We start from the raw sequence: 16,715 nt of genomic DNA, 5'->3' as shown, positions 1-16,715 counted from the left end.
AGACTGTCCAAGACTTGCTTGGACACACTTGAGTCCCGAGAGGTCTTACGTGCTTGACCTGCGCCAACTCCGGTATTTCGTGGCCGTCGCCGAGGAGGAACACGTCGGCCGGGCCGCCGAACGCCTGCACATCTCACAGTCGCCGCTGAGCCGGCAGATCGCCCAGCTGGAGAAGACCCTGGGCCTGACGCTGTTCGAGCGGAGCCAGCAGCGTATCCGGCTGACTTCCGACGGCCGCGTCTTCCTCACCGAGGCCACGGCCCTGCTGCGGCACGCCGACCGGCTGGAGAACCTGGGCCGACGCCTCGGCCGGGGCGAGGAGGGCGGTCTGTGCGTGGGATACGTGGGCGACGCCATGCACACCGGCCTCCTGCCCCGGGCCCTGCGCACCCTGCACGACGAACGCCCCGGAATCCATGTCGCCCTCTACGACCTGACCTCCCCGCAGCAGTTCGAGGGACTGCGCCAGCGCAGCCTGGACATCGCCCTCGTCCAGGAGCCGCCGCCGGCCACCGACCCGGACCTGTGTGGCACCCTCCTCCTCGAAGACCCGCTGCTCCTGGCCCTGCCCAGCGGCCATCCCCTCGCCGACGCCGCGGAGATCCTGCCGGAAGACCTGGACGCCCAGCCCTGGATCGCCATCGAGAACAGTCAGGACCACGCTTGGCGGGACAGTTTCGTCGCGTCCTGCGCCGCCGCCGGATTCACCCCCGACATCCGGCTCGAAGCCCCCGAACCCCTCACCGGACTCGGCCTCGTCGCGTCCGGCCTGGGCACCGCGTTCGTGCAGAAGAGCATGCTGCACGGCACCACCCCGGGCGTCACGGTCCGTGAACTCCCTTGGTTCCAGGGGTCCGTGCGTCTGTGGGCGGCCTGGCACCGGATCGATCTCCGCCCGGTCGTGGCCTCGTTCCGCACGACGGTCCTGACCATCGGAGACACGAAACAGGACCGCACCGACTGAACCCGCGCGCTCCTCCGAGCCGACGTAATTCGATGTCCTGGCGAGCGCGATGCCACGATCATGGAACGGACACCGAGGCGCAGACCGGAAGGAACCACTCACCATGCAGGTGCCGGCCGACCCGACGGTTTTGCATCCCATGCCCGGACAGCCGCGGGTGGTGCTCCTCAAGCCGCTCGTGAAGTCCCCGCTGATCGAGGTCGGGGAGTACTCCTACTACGACGACCCGGACGACGCGACCGCCTTCGAGACGCGCAACGTGCTCTACCACTACGGTCCGGAGAAGCTGATCATCGGCAGGTTCTGCGCGCTGGGCACGGGAGTGCGGTTCATCATGAACGGCGCCAACCACCGTATGGACGGCCCCTCGACCTTCCCCTTCCCCACGATGGGCGGCTCGTGGTCGGAACATTTCGACCTCCTCACCGGCCTGCCCGGTCGCGGGGACACCGTCGTCGGCAACGACGTCTGGTTCGGCTACGACACGAAGGTGATGCCCGGCGTGCGGATCGGCCACGGCGCGATCATCGGCGCCGGGGCCGTGGTCACCGCGGACGTACCCGACTACGGCATCGTCGGCGGCAACCCGGCCCGCCTCGTCCGCACCCGGTACAGCGAGGAGGAGATCGCCCGCCTGCTGGCGGTGGCCTGGTGGGACTGGCCCGCACAACACATCACCGAGCACGTGCGGACGATCATGTCGGGCGGCATCGACGAGTTGGAGGCCGCTGCCCGGGAGATTTCCTGAGGTGACGGTCAGACCGCCCCGTCCCGCAGCGCGGGCAGGGAGGCCGAGGTCAAGGGGCGCGGTGCGCTGTCCGGGTCGACGAGGACGACGGTGCAGGTGGCCGCGTGGGTGAGGGCGGTGGTGATGCTGCCTTCCGCGAACTGGGTGAGGGGGCCGTGCGGTGAGCGGCCCACGGCGATGGCACGGGCACCCGTGGCCGTGGCGTGCCGGGCCAGTACACGGCCGGCGGCGGTGTGGTCGCCGACGCTGGTGAGGATCTGGCCGGTCGCGGCGACGCCCTGTCGGGCGAGGCGGTCGAGGTGGGCGGTCACGGCGGCGCGGGCCTGGTCGTGCGACTCCGTGTCGATGGCCAGTTCCTCTACGACGGCGGTCAGTTGGACGTGTACGACTTCCAGCGGGCTGTGCGTGTCGCGGGCGAGCCGGGCCGCGGCGTCGACGATGGCGGGCGCCCAGTCGTGGGCGGCCACGGCGACGACGACCGGAGCTGTGCCCCCGCTCGCGGTCCTGCCGACGGGGAGGAGGACCGGGGCGACCGACTCGCCCTCGCCGGTGCGCTGTTCGGCCTCGCGGAGCAGACCGTGGCCGCTGGCCAGGACCGGTATCGCGAGCAGGAAGGTGGCGGCGCCCAGGTAGAAGGGGACGCTCAGATCGGTGGCGTCGGCGAGCTTGCCGGCCGCGTAGGGCGCCAGCCCGCCGCCGATGAAGCGCAGGAAGCCGTACGCGGACGAGGCGACAGGGCGTTCCACCGGCGAGACGAGCATGACGGCCTGCGTGGTGAGGGTGTTGTTGATGCCGATGAACGCGCCGCTGACGACGACCGCCACGATGACCACGGTCGGCGTGGCGACACCGGCGGCGATCACGGCCATCACGACGGAGAGGCCGGCGAGGTTGACGTACAGGACGGGCGCGGTGCCGTACCGGGCCTGGAGGCGCGGGGCGAAGAAGACGCTGAACGCGGCCACGAGCAGTCCCCAGCCGGTGAACACGAGGCCGAGCTTGTGGGCGCTCAGTTCCATGGGATAGGGGGCGTAGCCCAGCATGGTGAAGAAGCCCCAGTTGTAGAGCAGCGCCATGATGCCCATCGTCAGCAGACCGCGGTGACGCAGTGCCTTCAGCGGCGCGAGGGGCGAGGTGACCCGTCTCGGCTTGGGCAGGTCCGGCACGAAGACGACCGTGGCGACGAGCGCGACGGCCATGAGGACCGCGACGCCGAAGAACGGGCCGCGCCAGCTGATGCCGCCCAACTCGCCGCCGAGCAGCGGCCCTACGGCGATGCCGAGGCCGAGCGCGGTCTCGTACAGGATGATCCCGCCACCGAATCCGCCGCTGGCCGACGCCACGATGACGGCCAACGACGTGGCGATGAACAGGGCGTTGCCCAGCCCCCAGCCCGCGCGGAAGCCGACGATGCCGTTGATGGAACCGGAGGTGCCGGCCAGGGCGGCGAAGACGACGATGACCGCGAGGCCTGTGACGAGGGTGCGCTTGGCGCCGAAGCGGCTGGAGAACCAGCCCACGAACAGCATCGCCACCGCCGTCACGATCAGGTAGCTGCTGAACAGCAGGGAGACCTGGCTCGGCGTGGCGTGCAGGCTGTCGGCGAGGGCGGGCAGGATCGGGTCGACGAGCCCGATCCCCATGAAGGAGATCACGCAGGCGAACGCGACGGCCCAGACGGCCCTGGGCTGCCGGAACGGGCTGGCGGCAGTTCCGTGCGGTGCGCTCATGTGGGCTTGTCCTCCAGGGAGTTGAGGGGGAGGGGCGAACGTCAGGAGCGGGCCTGGCGGTCCTGGATCGCTCGGGCCAGGGCCGGGAGGGCGACCTTCACGGCCTGCTGCTCCGGGCCGGTCAACTCCTCGATGAGCAGGTGCAGGGCGTGCGCGCGTTCGGCACGCCGCTGCCGGGAGACCTCAAGACCTGTGTCGGTCACCTCCACCAGGACGCCCCGGCCGTCACTGCGGTCCGCGGTGCGCCGCACCAGGTCCGCGCGCTCCAGTCGGGTGACGAGCTGCGTCATGTTCGGCTGGGAGACGCCCTCGGCCCGGGCCAGATCGGTCAGCCGGCACGGACCCTCACGGCCCAGCCGCCCGAGCACGGCGGAGGCGGCCATGCTCAGACCGCCGGTGACGGCGCTCCGGCGGACGTAACGGACCATCCGCTCCACGGCGATGATGAGGTCCTCCGTCGGGGCCTCGGGAGGTGTGGGATCCATAACCCGCTTATGCATAACGGCATTATGCACTTACGTGTAGCTTGAAACAAGATGTGGCGCCGAAAGGAACCTGTGGCTGCCGGACAGTACGGGGTGTGGAATCCATGACGGAACAGGAAGCGCGCCGGATGCGGCGGGCGCGCTTCGAAGGACTGGCACACCTGGTGGTGGAACCGCTGCACCGGTATCTGCGGCGACGGACGAGCGCCGACATGGTCGACGACGTGCTGTCGGAGACGATGCTCGTGCTGTGGCGTCGACTCGACGACGTGCCCGGGCTCGGAGCGGGTTCCGACCCCGAACCGCCTCCCGATCCCGACGACGTGCTCCCGTGGTGCTACGGAGTGGCACGCGGGTGCCTGGCGAATGCCCGCCGTGCCGATGACCGCAGACTCCGGCTGATGGAGCGGCTGATCCGGAGCCGGCAGCAGTCACCGGAACAGGCCGCCGATCACGGCGAGTTGCATGCCGCGCTCGACGCCCTCGGCGCGCTGGACCGCGAGGTGGTACGGCTGTGGGCGTGGGAGGGACTGGCGCCGCGGCAGATCGCCGAGGCGACCGGGCTGACGTCCAACGCGGTGAGCATCCGGCTCCGTCGGGCGAAGGCGAGACTCGCCGACCGGCTCGGGCGAAAGGATGCCGAACGGCCCGGACACAAGAGGGACGAAGGAAGGAGCAGTCGATGAACGACGACGAGTTGCTGGCCAGGCTGAAGTCCGCGGACCCGGCGCTGACCGGCAGCGCTCCGCCACCCGACGTCAACCGCCTTGTGGAGGACACCTTGAACACCGACACCGCACTTCGGTCGGCGACCGCCGCCGCCGGAATCACGGCGGCGGCACGGGGACGCCGTCACGTCTTCGGACTCGCGGCGGCCGCCGCGGTTCTCCTGCTCGGCGGCGGCATCGCCGGAGGAATCATGGCGAACGACGGCAGCGACGGCGGCAACGCCAAGGTACCTGCGGCCTCGACCGGCGCGCTGCGGCTCACCGCCCAGGGCGGCTCCGGGAAGTGCGTGGTGCCCAGCGTCGACACCCTGGGCAAGTACCCGATCCTCTTCGAAGGAACGGTCACTTCCGTCAAGGGCTCGACGGCCATTTTCCGTGTGGACCGGTGGTTCAAGGGCGGTGACGCGGAGACGGTCGTCCTGACCAGCGACACCCGGATCCCCGAGACGCTGACGTATGCGGAAGGCGGGCACTACATCGTGGGCGCCAAGGACGGCTTCGTCCCGATGTGCGCCGCGATCGAGGCTTCACCCAAGGACATCGCCGAGTTCCGCCAGGCGTTCGGCAAGTGACCCCACCGGATCACGCGGAGTCGGCCAGCAGGCTTCGGGCGAACTCGTGCGCCGGGTCCGCCAGGGTGTGCCGGAGCTCGGCGAAGAGATCGGCCGCCGTCGTGCCGGACCACGAGGCGGGGAGGAGGGTGCTCGGCAGGCCCGGGTCGAGGTAGGGCAACCGGCGCCAGGCGGTGAGGACTTGGATGTAGTCGACGAACGCGGCCCGGTCGTCGGACACCTTGCCCGGCCCGGCCCAGCGCCCGGCCATCGGGGTGAACTCGGCGACGAAATCGTCGTAGAGCTTCTGGAGCGCCGCCAAGTCCCACCAGCGGCCCACCTGTTCGGCGGGGTCACCGAAGGCCACATAGTCGCCGCGGAAGAGGTCGACGTACTGGTCCAGGCCGTGCTGGAGCAGGTGGTCGCGGGTGTCGTCGAGTGCGTGGGCCGGGGCGATCCAGATCCCCGACGAGACCGTGCCGAAGCCCAACCAGGCCAGCCGTGACCGGAGTTGGTGACGCTGCTGGCGCTCGCTCTCCGGTACCGAGAAGACGGCGATGACCCAGCCGTCGTCGGTGACGGCGTGACGTTCGAAGATGCGCCGGTCACCGGTCTCCAGCACGGAACGGGCGTACGGCGAGAGCGCGTAGCCCGCACGGCCGTCCCGGCGCTCGGCCACCAGGATCTCGCGGCGCTTGAGCCGCGAGATCGACGAGCGGACCGCCGGGGCGTCCACGTCGAGTTCGGCGAGCAGACGGATCAGGGTGCTCACACTGATCCAGCCGCCGACCTCGCGCGCGTAGAGGCCGTACACCGTCACGATCAGGGATCGCGGCGGTGCGGGCTGGCCCGGGCTGTCGTCTTCGAGGTCGCTTGCCGTCACGATCGTAGTATTTCAGTGCGCCCTGGTGCTGTCCGATTCGGCCCGGACGTCCGTCGTGCCCAGCGCCGTACGCCAGGCGGTCGGCCAGGGCGCACTGGAACCGGTCTCCTTGTCGGGGACGTGCACGGTGACATAGCTGCCGTGGGCGGCACGGCGGTGTCGCCCGCCGTCCTCGGAGTCGCTCCACACCTCGAAACCGAAGGTCATCGAGGACCGGCCGAGGCGGATCAGCTCGACCCGCGTCTCAACCTCCTCGCCGAACCGGATCGACGCCTCGAACTCCACCTCGTACCGCACCCGCGGTGCCACCGGGAAGTACCCCGGGACGCCGTACGCGCGCATCAGCTCGGCCTCCGCCGCCTCGGCGAACCGGACGACGGTGGTGTTGTGGTAGATCCCGGCCGCGTCGGTGTCGATCCACTCCAGGCGGGTCCGGTGGATGGCGAAGGGGCCGCTCATTCCGCCGCCCTGCCCGGGGTCCACCGCAGATGCACGGCATCCCGGGGAGTCTCCCGCAGCAGCGCGAGACGCGGCCGGACCGCGTCGGTCCGCGACGTCGGCGGCTTGCGCCGTCCGGCCGCGAACTGCGCCGGCCAGTCGGCACCCGCACCCCGGTACTCCTGCTCGGCCGCCGCCTGAAGCGTCCACTGCGGGTTGTACAGATGAGTACGGCCGAGCGCGCACAGATCGGCCCGCCCGGCGAGCAGGATCGAGTTGACGTCGTCGTACGACGAGATCGCTCCTACGGCGATCACGGCCGCCCCCGCAGGAGCGGCGACCTCGTGCCGGATGCGGTCGGCGAACGGGGTCTGGTACGAGCGGCCGTACGCCGGCTTCTCGTCCTTCGTGACCTGGCCGGACGACACGTCCACGGCCGCCGCGCCGTGCGTGACGAAGGCGCGCGCGATCTCGACCGCGTCGTGCTCGGTGTTCCCGTCGGGGGTCCAGTCGGTGGCGGAGATCCGTACCGTCACCGGGCGGTCGGCGGGGAACGCGGACCGTACGGCGTCGAAGACCTCCAGCGGGAAGCGCAGCCGGTTCGCCAGGTCGCCGCCGTACTCGTCGGTGCGGTGGTTGGCGACGGGGGAGAGGAAGGAGGAGAGCAGATAGCCGTGGGCCGCGTGCACCTCCAGCAGGTCGAAGCCCGCGTCGGCGCCCCGCCGGGCGGCGGACACGAAGTCGGCGACCACGGCGTCCATGTCGGCCCGGGTCATCTCACGCGGTACATGGCAGCCGGTGCCGTAGGGCAGCGAGGACGGGCCCACGACCTCCCAGTTGTCCGCGTCGAGGGGCTCGTCGATGCCCTCCCACATGAGCCGGGTCGAGCCCTTGCGGCCCGAGTGGCCCAACTGGAGACCGATCTTCGCCGTGCTGCGGTCGTGGACGAAGGACGTCACCCGGGTCCACGCCTCGCGCTGCGTGTCGTTCCACAGGCCCGTGCAGCCCGGGGTGATCCGTGCCTCGGGGGAGACGCACACCATCTCGGTCATCACCAGGCCGGCGCCACCGAGTGCCTTGGAACCGAGGTGGACGACATGGAAGTCGTCCGGCACTCCGTCGACGGCGGAGTACATGTCCATCGGCGAGACCACGATCCGGTTCTTCAGCTCCAGTCCGCCGACGCTGAACGGCTGGAACATCGCCGGAGCGGACTCGGGCAGGCTTTGGGCGTTCGCGAAGCCGCGCTCGATCAGGTCGGCGAAGCCCGGGTCGCGGTCCTTGAGGTTGTCGAAGGTGATCCGGCGCGAACGCGTCAGCAGGTTGAAGCAGAACTGCGCGGGGTCCTGCCCGGCGTAGCGGCCGATGTTCTCGAACCACTCCAGCGAGGCCTGCGCGGCGCGCTGGGTCGACTCCACCACCGGCCGGCGCTCGGTCTCGTACGCCGTCAACGCCATGTCCACGGTGGGGTGTTCGTGCAGACACGCGGCGAGCGCGAGGGCGTCCTCCATGGCCAGCTTGGTGCCGGAGCCGATCGAGAAGTGCGCGGTGTGGGCGGCATCGCCGAGGAGGACCACGTTGTGGTGGTGCCAGCGCTCGTTGCGGACCGTCGTGAAGTTGAGCCAACGGGAGTTGTTGGTAAGGAGGTTGTGGCCCGCGAGTTCCCCGGCGAAGATCTCGCGGATCCGGGCGACCGAGTCCTCGTCGCTGACGCCGGGCGGGAACTGCGTGCCCTCCGTCGAGTCGAGGCCCGCCCCGCGCCACACGTCCTCGGCCATCTCGACGATGAAGGTCGAACCGCCGTCGGAGAAGGGGTAGCCGTGGATCTGCATGGTCCCGAACTCGGTCTGCTTGACGAGGAATTGGAACGCCTCGAAGACCCGGTCGGTGCCAAGCCACATGTACTTGTTGGTGCGTTGGTCGAGCGAGGGGACGAAGGCGTCGGCGTACTTGGTGCGTACGGCCGAGTTGATGCCGTCGGCGGCGACCACGAGGTCGTAGGACGGGCGCAGTTCGTCGACGTCCGGGGCGAGGGTGCGGTAGTGGACCGTGACGCCGAGTTCGGCGGCCCGCTCCTGGAGGATGTGCAGGAGGTCCTTGCGGGCCATCGCCGCGAAGCCCTGGCCGCCGACCGTGAAGGGGTGGCCGTCGAACTCGATGTCGATGTCGGTCCAGCGGGCGAACCGGCTCTCCATCGCCTCGTGGACGACGGTGTCCGCGTTCTCGATGCCTCCGAGGGTCTCGTCGGAGAAGACCACGCCGAAGCCGAAGGTGTCGTCGGGCGCGTTGCGCTCCCAGACGGTGATCTCATGGCCGGGATCCAACTGCTTCATCAGCGCGGCGAGGTACAGACCGCCCGGCCCGCCGCCCACGATCGCGATCCTCATGCCTGGTTCTCCTTCTCGACGATCCGCCGCAGCAGGAAGTGCTGAAGCTTTCCGCTGGTGTTGCGCGGCAGGGCGTCGCAGAAGCGCACCGCGCGGGGGTACTTGTACGGCGCGAGGTGCGCCTTGACGTGGTCCTGGATGTCCTTGACCTTTGCCGCGTCGCCCACGACCCCCTCGGCCAGGACGACGAACGCGCAGACGACAGAGCCGCGTTCGGGGTCCGGCTTGGCGACCACCGCCGATTCGACGACGTCCGGGTGGGTGTTGATCGCCGACTCGACCTCGGGACCGCCGATGTTGTAGCCGGAGGAGACGATCATGTTGTCCGTGCGGGTGCGGTAGTAGAAGTAGCCGTCCTCGTCGCGCACGAAGGTGTCGCCCGTGACGTTCCAGCCGTTCACGACGTAGTTCTCCTGGCGCCGGTCGTCGAGATAACGGCAGCCGACCGGGCCGATCACGGCCAGCCGTCCCTCGACACCGGGGCCGACCTCCTCGCCGTCGAGGTCGAGGACGGTGGCCCGATATCCGGGGACCGGCCTGCCGGTTGAACCGGGCCTGATGTCGTCGCCGGCGGCGGAGATGAAGATGTGGATCATCTCCGTGGCGCCGATGCCGTCGATGACCTTGATCCCGGTCTCCTCGTGGAGCTGCTGCCACACCTCTTCCGGTATGTGCTCCCCGGCGCTGACCGCAGCGCGCAGACCGTGCAGCCGGTCCGTCTTCCCGGCCTTGAGGATCTGCCGGTATGCCGTCGGCGCGGTCGCCAGTACGGTGACGCCCGCCTCGGCGACCAACTCGGCCAGCGGCTCCGGCGCCACGGCCTCCGTCAGCAGCGCGCACGCACCGGCCCGCAGGGCGCAGACGACCAGGATGCCGAGCCCGAAGGTGAACGCGAGCGGCGCGGTGCACGACACGAGATCGTCGGGCCGCAGCCGCAGGGTGTGCCGGCCGAAGGTGTTGTCGATCGACAGGATGTCGCGGTGGAAGTGGGTGGTGATCTTCGGTACGCCGGTGCTGCCCGAGGTGGGTCCGAAGAGGGCGACGTCGTCGGCGGCGGTGTCGACCGCGGTGAACTCCCCTGACTTCGCTGCCACTTGGCGCGTCAGGTCGTCGGCCGCGTCGCCGCCGTACGCCACGATCTTGAGGTCCGGCAGGACGGTGTCGCGTACGGCCTCGACGTCCGCGGTGAAGCGGTGGTCGACGAGTGCGACGGCCGGGCGGGTCTTGTCGACCACCGGGGTGAGTTCGCGGGCCCGCAGGGCGGCCATGGTGGTGACGACGATGCCGCCGGCCTTCAGGACGCCGAGCCAACACGCCACGACCCACGGGTTGTTGGGGGAGCGCAGGAGCACCCTGTTGCCGGGGACCAGGCCGAGGTCGTCGGTGAGGACGTGGGCGATCTGGTTGGCGCGGCGCAGCAGTTCGCCGTAGGTCCACACCTCGCCCTCCGGGGTGCGCAGGGCCGGACGGTCCGGGCCGAAGGCGGCGGTGGGCACGTCGATGAGCTCGGTGCCCGCGTTGAGGCGCTCGGGGTACCGGAGTTCGTCGGTGGTGAACTCCAGGACCGGCCACTGGGCGCGCGGCGGGAGATGGTTGCGGGCGAACGTGTCCGGATAGGCGGAGGGCGAGAGGTCCATCGGGTCCAACTGGTCCATCGGTAGGTTCCTTTCCGCAGGCCGGGGGCGGGCCGTGCAGGGATCAGGAGCTGCGCGGGAGTCCGGAGCCGCGGATCAGGCCTTCCTGGACGACCGTGGCCAGGTGGGTACCGGTACGGGTGAAGAACCGGCCGAGGGCGAGGCCGCGACCGGCGTCGGCGGCGACGGCCTCCTGGGCGTAGAGGAGCCAGCCGTCGATGGGGCCGGGGCGGTGGAACCACATGGCGTGGTCGAGGCTGGCGGTGACGAGACCCGGCAGCGCCCACGGCAAATCCAGCACGCGCAGGACGGGTTCGAGGATCGTGTAGTCGCAGACGTAGGCGAGCGCGGCGAGGTCGCGCTGCTCGTCGGTCAGGCCCTCGACGGGCCGCAGGGTGTCGAACGGCCTTACCCAGAGGGCCTGTTGGGGGACGCGCTCACCCTCGACCGTGAGGTAGACGGGTCCGGGCACATGCCGCATGTCGAAGCTGCGGCCGCCGCTCCAGTACGCCTCGGAGGTGTCGGTCATCGTGCCCCGGGGCGCGGCGGTGTCGCTCAAGTACGAGGCGGAGCTGGGCAGTTCGGCGGGATCCGGGACGCCGACGGGGGGCTCGGCGGCGAAGGTCGCGCCCGGCTCGCCCGCGGCGAAGTTGGCGAGGCAGGTGTAGACGGGCTTGCCGTTCTGGAAGCCGCGGACCTGCCGGGTGGCGTAGCCGCGCCCGTCGCGCAACAGCTCGACCTCGTAACGGACTTCGGCGCCGATGTCGACCGGCCGCAGGAAGTAGGAGTGCATCGAGTGCAGCGTCTTGCCCTCGACCGAGCGCAGCACGGCGGCCGTGGCCTGGGCGACCATGTCGCCGCCGTAGGCCTTCGGCCAGGGGCAGGGCTGGGTGGTCGCGGTGAAGGCGAGGTCGAAGTGCTCGGGCTCGACGGGGGTCAGGGCGATCGCGTCGGTGAAGTTGGCCGAGGTGGGGGTGGAGCGGGCGTCCGCGCGGACGCCGGTGTCGGTGCTCTGGGTGTCGTTCACGGCCGGTCCAGCCAGTCGCGCAGGTCGGCGTCGGCCACCTCGGCCAGGTTGACCACGATGTTCTCCGGCGTACGGGTCGTCATCCAGGTCAGCGGGTTGTTGCGGTCGAGGTTGCACTCGACGTGCGGCATGAACGGCGGGACGAAGACCCAGTCGCCCTCCGTGAGGTCGAGGTAGTCCTCGAACCGTTCGCCGAAGTAGATCCGGGCCCGCCCCGAAAGAACGTAGCCGCCGGTCTCGGCCTCGCCGTGGTGGTGCGGCACCGAGCGGTAGCCCGAGTCGTTGCTCACCTTCCCGAACCACAGCTTCGTCGCCGGCGTGTGCTGGACGGACACACCGGAGATCCGGGTCGCCCCGGCGGACTGCCCGGTGGCACCGACCTCCAGACCACCCCGGGTCACGACCGGTACGACCAGGCCGGACTCGTTCGCGTACGACGAGTTGTCGCCCTCTAGGACGTACTTGGAGAAATCGGGTTCCATGATCAGCTCCTGGAGTCGGTGTGGCCGAAGTGGTTGCGCAGGGTGCCGATGCCGGGGATCTCGGTCTCGACTAGATCGCCGTCGGCGAGAAAGACCGGCGGGTTCATGCCCGAGCCCACGCCACCGGGGGTGCCGGTGAGCACGAGGTCGCCGGGGCGCAGGACCGTGAAGGTGGAGATGTAGGCGAGCAGATCGGCGGCGTCGAACACCAGCGTGCTCGTGTTTCCGCGCTGCCGCTCGACGCCGTCGACCCGGCAGATCACCTCGACGCCCGCGACGGGGTCCAGCTCGTCGGGGGTGACGACCACCGGCCCGAGCGGGGTGGTGCGGTCCCATGCCTTGCCCTGGAACCACTGGAGCGTGCGCTTCTGCCAGTCCCGCACGCTGATGTCGTTCGCGACCGTGTACCCGGCGATCGCCCGCCCGGCCGTTTCGCGGTCCGCCCGAGTGAGCTCGGCCCCGACGACGACCGCCAGCTCCGCCTCCCAGTCCACGTCGAGGCCGGGCGGCAGGACCAGGTCGTCCTCGGGGCCGGTCAGCGTGTCGGCGTGCTTGGCGAAGAGCGTGGGGTGCGTCGGCAGCTCGCGGCCCATCTCGGTGATGTGGTCGGCGTAGTTCAGACCGCAGCAGATCACCTTGCGCGGTGACGGCAGCGGCAACACCGGTACGGCGCCCGGGAGTTCGACCCCCGCGAGGTCCGCGATGCGGTCGGTCGTGGTCGTCGTCAGCAGTGCGGAGAGGTCGTCGGCCGGCAGTGCCCGCCAGCGGTCGCCGTCGAGCACGGCGGCCGTGGTGCGGCCGTCGTGGGCCACGGTGGCGAGCTTCATGGTCGTTCTCCCTCGGGGTGGCGGCGGTGACGGCGGTGGTGGCGACAGCAACGACGGCCGGGGTGACCGGGTCGCTATATAGCGAGATTTTCACGACCGTCGAAAACAGTCAATAGATGGGTTACGCTGCCTGTGTCGTCCCGTCCGGTCCGTCCGAGGAGGAACCCGCAATGACTCCGATCCCGGTGAACCCGCCCTCGCTCCCCGCACCGAGCGGCTACTCGCACGGCACGCTGAGCGGCAACACGCTGTACCTGGGCGGACAGACGGCCCTGGACGCGGACATGCGGATCGTTCCCGGTGGCATCGTCGAGCAGTTCCGTCAGGCGTTCGGCAACGTGCTCACCACGCTGCGGGCGGCCGGCGGCATCCCCGAGGACCTGGTCAGCCTCACGCTCTACCTCACCGACATCCCCGACTACCAGGCCCACGGCAAGGAGATCGGGAAGGCCTGGCGCGAGCTGGCGGGGCCGGTCTATCCGGCGATGGCGGGCATCGGCACGACCGCGCTGTGGCAGCCGGAGGCGATGATCGAGATCCTGGGGGTTGCGGTGGTCCCGGACGAGCGAGTGGTCCGTGCGGAGGAGCCGAACGTCTCCGGGGCGTGACGGAGCGCCGTATGCCGACCTCCGGGGATGACGGGAGCCGAGCACGGGTGTGGGAATGCGCAGGGCTCCGCGGGCCGGGCCGCCCGGAGGCGCTTGTGCCGGGCCTGGGCCCCGGTAGCGGCCTCCTCCCGGCTCGACCGACAGTCCCGCGTGTCACACGTCGACGGCGTCGGCCCCTCCCGGCCGACCCCGTCGAGCGGCATCAGGTCGGCCGGCGACCGTCCGAGCGTGCGCAGCGCCGACCGCGCACGAGCCCGTCCGCGCCCGGAGAGTCAGCCCGTGGCGGTGTTGTAGTTGACGATTCGTTCCACGAGGAGGGCGACCGCACCGGACAGTGGGCTGTCCGCCCCCTTGCTCACCACGTCAGGCAACCGGTGAGCCTCCTCCTCCGTGGCCGCCACCATGCCCCAGAACGCGTTGAAGTCCACAGGGTCCGACGGCTTGTCGCAGGCCGCCCGGACCCTCATGACGCCGCCCTCCTCCACCGTGGCCAGCGCGCCCATCTGCCGTAGCGTTTCCGGATCCCGCTCTTCGGCGGCCACGACACTCCAACCCGCCACCTCCGTCTGTCGCAACGCGGTGAGAAGACTGCCGGTACTGCCCACGCCGGAGACAACGATGTCGGGCAGGACGAGAGCCACCGGCCCGTGCGTCATCGGCAGGGCGGACCGGATCGCGCCGTCGAGATCCGGTTCCAACGACTGGTCCTGATAGACGAAGACCAAGTGGAAGATCTCGGCGTAGCGGGCGAGATAGCTCACCGTGTCCAGCTTGTGTGTCCCGAACACGACGACCAGGCGCACGTTCAGTCCGCTCTTGGCCAGCTCGACAACGGGCTCCAGACTGCGGTCCAGCACGGTGATCCCCGGAGCCAGACAGTGCAGCTCCTTCGAGTAGGGCGCTCCGAAGCGCGTTCCTGATCCGGCACAGGGAAAGATGATCGAGACATCGGGGAGGGGCACGGACGAACTAGGCATGGAGTGGCTCTCAGATTGTGGTGACGATCGGGAACCTTGCGCTCTTCGTCGGGTGCGGGTACGGGCGGCCCCGGGCTGACGCCGCACGGCGTCGACCTGGAAGCAACATCGGCGCTCACCGTAGTCACCGAGGACGCTTCCACGCGAGAGGGAGCGGAACGTTTGATCTACGAGACCGGCCACCGCACGGCGTTCCGTGACCGCCGCCTGCCCGTCGCCGACGTTCCTCAACTTGCTTACGACGGCGTCGACTTGCGAACGCGCCCGGGTGAGGGCAAGGCGTGCCTGGCTCCCCGCACCTCCGTGTTCGAGGACCACTGTCGCGTTCGGTGCCACGCGACGTACAGTGCTGCCGCGCACCCGCTACGGCCGACCCGTCGCCGTCGACGAGGACCGCCCGAAGTCCGGGCGGGCACGAGCTGCAACGTGCGGAAGACCGAACGGAAGAGGACACGGAATGCGGGTGCTGTTATCCACGTACGGGACGCGTGGCGATGTCGAACCGCTGGTGGCACTCGCGGTGCGGCTCCAGGAACTCGACGTGGACGTACGGATGTGCGCTCCGCCGGACGACGAGTTCGCGGAGCGGCTGGCAGGTCTCGGGGTGCACCTGGTGCCGATCGGGCCGCCGGTACGGGACTTGATGCGCGGGGCGACGCTGCCGTCGGCGGCGGATCTGGCGCGGTACCGGACCGAGATGGTCGACGCGCAGTTCGACATCTTTCCGGCGGCGCTCGACGGATGCGACGCGCTGGTGGCGGCCGGCCTGGCGCAGATCGCCGCGCGGTCCGTGGCCGAGGCCGCGGGCGTCCCCTACGTCTACACGAGCTATTCGGCGGTCAACCTGCCGTCGCCGCACCACGCCCCGCCACCCCGTCCGGGCTGGCCGGAACCGGCGGCGAGCGACAACCGGACACTGTGGGAACTCGACGCCCAGAACGTGAACGCGCAGTTCGCCGAGGTGCTCAACGGCCACCGGGCCGCGCTCGGCCTGCCACCCGTGGACAACGTCCGCGACCACGTCCTCACCGACCGGCCCTGGCTGGCGGCGGACCCGCTCCTCGGACCGTGGCCGGAGACGGCGGGCCTCGACGTGACGCAGACCGGTGCGTGGACCCTGCCGGACGAACGCCCGCTCCCCGCAGACCTGTTGGCGTTCCTGGACGCTGGCGCGCCGCCGGTCTACGTGGGCTTCGGCAGCATGCGCCCGTCACCGGACATCGCCCGCAGGGCTGTTGAGGCGATCCGCGCACAGGATCACCGGGTGCTCGTCTCCCGAGGCTGGGCGGACCTGGACCTCGTCGACGGCCGGGACGACTGCCTCGCCATCGGCGAGGTCAACCATCAGCGGCTGTTCGCGAGAGTTGCCGCCGTGGTGCACCACGGCGGCGCCGGCACCGCGCAGACGGCAGCCCGCGCGGGGGCGCCCCAAGTGGTGGTACCTCTCCAGTTGGCGGACAACCCGTACTGGGCCGGTCAGGTCGCGGCCCTGGAACTCGGTGCCGCACTCGACAGTCCGTCGCCGACCGCCGAGTCCCTGGACGTCGCCTTCAAGACGGCCCTGGCACCGGAGACCCGGGCACGGGCCAAGGCCCTGGGCGGCACGATCCGCACCGACGGAGCGGCGGTGGCCGCGAACCTGCTGCTGGGCGCGCTGCGGGTGACGCGATAGTCGGCTGCTAGCGTTCCGGCGCATGGACGACGGCGTGTACGTGGGTAATGCGGGCAAAGACGCGGCACTGGACCGGGGATGGCTGCTCGGGCACTTCAAGGAGGACGGTGATCCTCGCCACAGCGACGCCCTGGAGGTCAAATGGGGCGTCCATCCACGAGGCGATCAGCGAGCGCAGTGGGTGAAGGGCGAAGTGCGTACAGCTCTTCTGGTTCTCATTTCAGGGCGTTTCCGTATGGAGTTCCCCGGTCGTAGCGTGCTGCTGGAAGAACAGGGCGACTATGTCGTCTGGGGCCAGGGCGTCGATCACTCCTGGGCCGCCGAGGACGATTCCGTGGTACTGACCGTGCGCTGGCCTTCTGTGCCCGGCTACGCCGTACCGCGCGCGGAAGAGCGGACAAGTTAGCCTTTCTTCCTGTATGCGAATTTCATGGGACTCTTTTTCGGTGTGGGTGCTATGCGAAGTGCCGCGGAATGTCGAGTGTTGACATGCGCTGAGACCGTGATCGATGATTACGACTGTGTCACGGAGATCCGGGAGGAAATCCGAGTGAGCAGGAAAGTGATGTGACCA

General features: G+C 70.0%; 17 protein-coding genes. 7 read left to right on the top strand and 10 right to left on the bottom strand.

Annotation, left to right across the window (positions count from 1 at the left end):
* The first annotated feature begins 49 nt into the window (after positions 1-49).
* Positions 50-964 carry a LysR substrate-binding domain-containing protein gene (locus tag ACIRRY_RS20230; protein WP_403974407.1) on the top strand — a complete coding sequence of 305 codons (915 nt, stop codon included), beginning with the start codon at positions 50-52 and terminating at the stop codon, positions 962-964.
* A 103-nt stretch (positions 965-1,067) separates the two neighbouring features.
* Entirely contained in the window at positions 1,068-1,712 is a 645-nt protein-coding gene (locus tag ACIRRY_RS20225; RefSeq protein WP_403974405.1) for a CatB-related O-acetyltransferase, read from the top strand.
* 8 nt (positions 1,713-1,720) lie between these two features.
* Here ACIRRY_RS20225 and ACIRRY_RS20220 read toward each other — a convergent pair whose 3' ends face one another.
* Both ACIRRY_RS20220 and ACIRRY_RS20215 read right to left on the bottom strand, forming a co-directional pair.
* Positions 1,721-3,442 (bottom strand): MFS transporter, encoded by a 1,722-nt coding sequence (locus tag ACIRRY_RS20220; RefSeq protein ID WP_403974403.1) that lies wholly within the window; start codon positions 3,440-3,442, stop codon positions 1,721-1,723.
* Between the two features lie 41 nt (positions 3,443-3,483).
* Positions 3,484-3,927 carry a MarR family winged helix-turn-helix transcriptional regulator gene (locus ACIRRY_RS20215; RefSeq protein WP_403974401.1) on the bottom strand — a complete coding sequence of 148 codons (444 nt, stop codon included), beginning with the start codon at positions 3,925-3,927 and terminating at the stop codon, positions 3,484-3,486.
* Positions 3,928-4,031: 104 nt separating this feature from the next.
* Between ACIRRY_RS20215 and ACIRRY_RS20210 the strand changes: the two genes are divergently transcribed.
* Together ACIRRY_RS20210 and ACIRRY_RS20205 are read left to right on the top strand one after the other, a co-directional pair.
* Positions 4,032-4,613, top strand: coding sequence for an RNA polymerase sigma factor (locus tag ACIRRY_RS20210; protein WP_403974398.1), 582 nt, complete (start codon positions 4,032-4,034; stop codon positions 4,611-4,613).
* Positions 4,610-5,227, top strand: a complete 618-nt coding sequence (locus ACIRRY_RS20205) for a hypothetical protein (RefSeq protein ID WP_403974395.1) — start codon at positions 4,610-4,612, stop codon at positions 5,225-5,227. The genes ACIRRY_RS20210 and ACIRRY_RS20205 overlap by 4 nt, the downstream gene beginning before the upstream one ends.
* 10 nt (positions 5,228-5,237) lie before the next feature.
* Here ACIRRY_RS20205 and ACIRRY_RS20200 read toward each other — a convergent pair whose 3' ends face one another.
* From ACIRRY_RS20200 to ACIRRY_RS20170, 7 genes are read right to left on the bottom strand one after another with little or no spacing between them, the layout of a single operon-like run.
* Complete coding sequence (locus ACIRRY_RS20200) at positions 5,238-6,089, bottom strand: PaaX family transcriptional regulator C-terminal domain-containing protein (protein WP_403974393.1); 852 nt, start codon at positions 6,087-6,089, stop codon at positions 5,238-5,240.
* 12 nt (positions 6,090-6,101) lie between these two features.
* On the bottom strand, positions 6,102-6,548 hold the full coding sequence (locus ACIRRY_RS20195; protein ID WP_403974391.1) for an acyl-CoA thioesterase: 447 nt from the start codon (positions 6,546-6,548) through the stop codon (positions 6,102-6,104).
* Positions 6,545-8,914: a bifunctional salicylyl-CoA 5-hydroxylase/oxidoreductase gene (locus ACIRRY_RS20190; RefSeq protein WP_403974389.1), complete on the bottom strand. Its 2,370-nt coding sequence runs from the start codon at positions 8,912-8,914 to the stop codon at positions 6,545-6,547. The genes ACIRRY_RS20195 and ACIRRY_RS20190 overlap by 4 nt, the downstream gene beginning before the upstream one ends.
* The gene (locus tag ACIRRY_RS20185; RefSeq protein ID WP_403974387.1) at positions 8,911-10,569 is read right to left on the bottom strand and encodes an AMP-binding protein; all 1,659 of its coding nucleotides are present in this window, start codon (positions 10,567-10,569) and stop codon (positions 8,911-8,913) included. Before ACIRRY_RS20185 ends, ACIRRY_RS20190 begins: the two co-directional genes overlap by 4 nt.
* A gap of 43 nt (positions 10,570-10,612) precedes the next feature.
* Complete coding sequence (locus ACIRRY_RS20180) at positions 10,613-11,575, bottom strand: acyl-CoA thioesterase (protein ID WP_403974384.1); 963 nt, start codon at positions 11,573-11,575, stop codon at positions 10,613-10,615.
* The gene (locus ACIRRY_RS20175; RefSeq protein WP_403974382.1) at positions 11,572-12,057 is read right to left on the bottom strand and encodes a cupin domain-containing protein; all 486 of its coding nucleotides are present in this window, start codon (positions 12,055-12,057) and stop codon (positions 11,572-11,574) included. Before ACIRRY_RS20175 ends, ACIRRY_RS20180 begins: the two co-directional genes overlap by 4 nt.
* Before the next feature lie 2 nt (positions 12,058-12,059).
* Entirely contained in the window at positions 12,060-12,884 is an 825-nt protein-coding gene (locus tag ACIRRY_RS20170) for a fumarylacetoacetate hydrolase family protein (RefSeq protein ID WP_403974379.1), read from the bottom strand.
* Between the two features lie 170 nt (positions 12,885-13,054).
* On the opposite strand from ACIRRY_RS20170, the gene ACIRRY_RS20165 reads away from it, so the two are divergent.
* Entirely contained in the window at positions 13,055-13,492 is a 438-nt protein-coding gene (locus tag ACIRRY_RS20165; RefSeq protein ID WP_403974376.1) for a RidA family protein, read from the top strand.
* 272 nt (positions 13,493-13,764) lie between these two features.
* Here ACIRRY_RS20165 and ACIRRY_RS20160 read toward each other — a convergent pair whose 3' ends face one another.
* Positions 13,765-14,469: a hypothetical protein gene (locus ACIRRY_RS20160; RefSeq protein ID WP_403974373.1), complete on the bottom strand. Its 705-nt coding sequence runs from the start codon at positions 14,467-14,469 to the stop codon at positions 13,765-13,767.
* Between the two features lie 457 nt (positions 14,470-14,926).
* Between ACIRRY_RS20160 and ACIRRY_RS20155 the strand changes: the two genes are divergently transcribed.
* Both ACIRRY_RS20155 and ACIRRY_RS20150 read left to right on the top strand, forming a co-directional pair.
* A complete protein-coding gene (locus ACIRRY_RS20155; RefSeq protein ID WP_403974370.1) occupies positions 14,927-16,141 on the top strand; it encodes a glycosyltransferase in 1,215 nt (404 codons plus the stop codon).
* A 22-nt stretch (positions 16,142-16,163) separates the two neighbouring features.
* A complete protein-coding gene (locus ACIRRY_RS20150) occupies positions 16,164-16,547 on the top strand; it encodes a signal peptidase I (RefSeq protein WP_403974367.1) in 384 nt (127 codons plus the stop codon).
* The last annotated feature ends 168 nt before the right edge of the window (positions 16,548-16,715 follow it).

The sequence above is a fragment of the Streptomyces sp. NPDC101776 genome (genome assembly GCF_044766845.1).
In the GTDB taxonomy this organism is placed as follows: Bacteria; Actinomycetota; Actinomycetes; order Streptomycetales; family Streptomycetaceae; genus Streptomyces.
The sequence above is the reverse complement of the archived record's forward strand: the minus strand, read 5'-3'. Positions and strand labels throughout refer to the sequence as shown.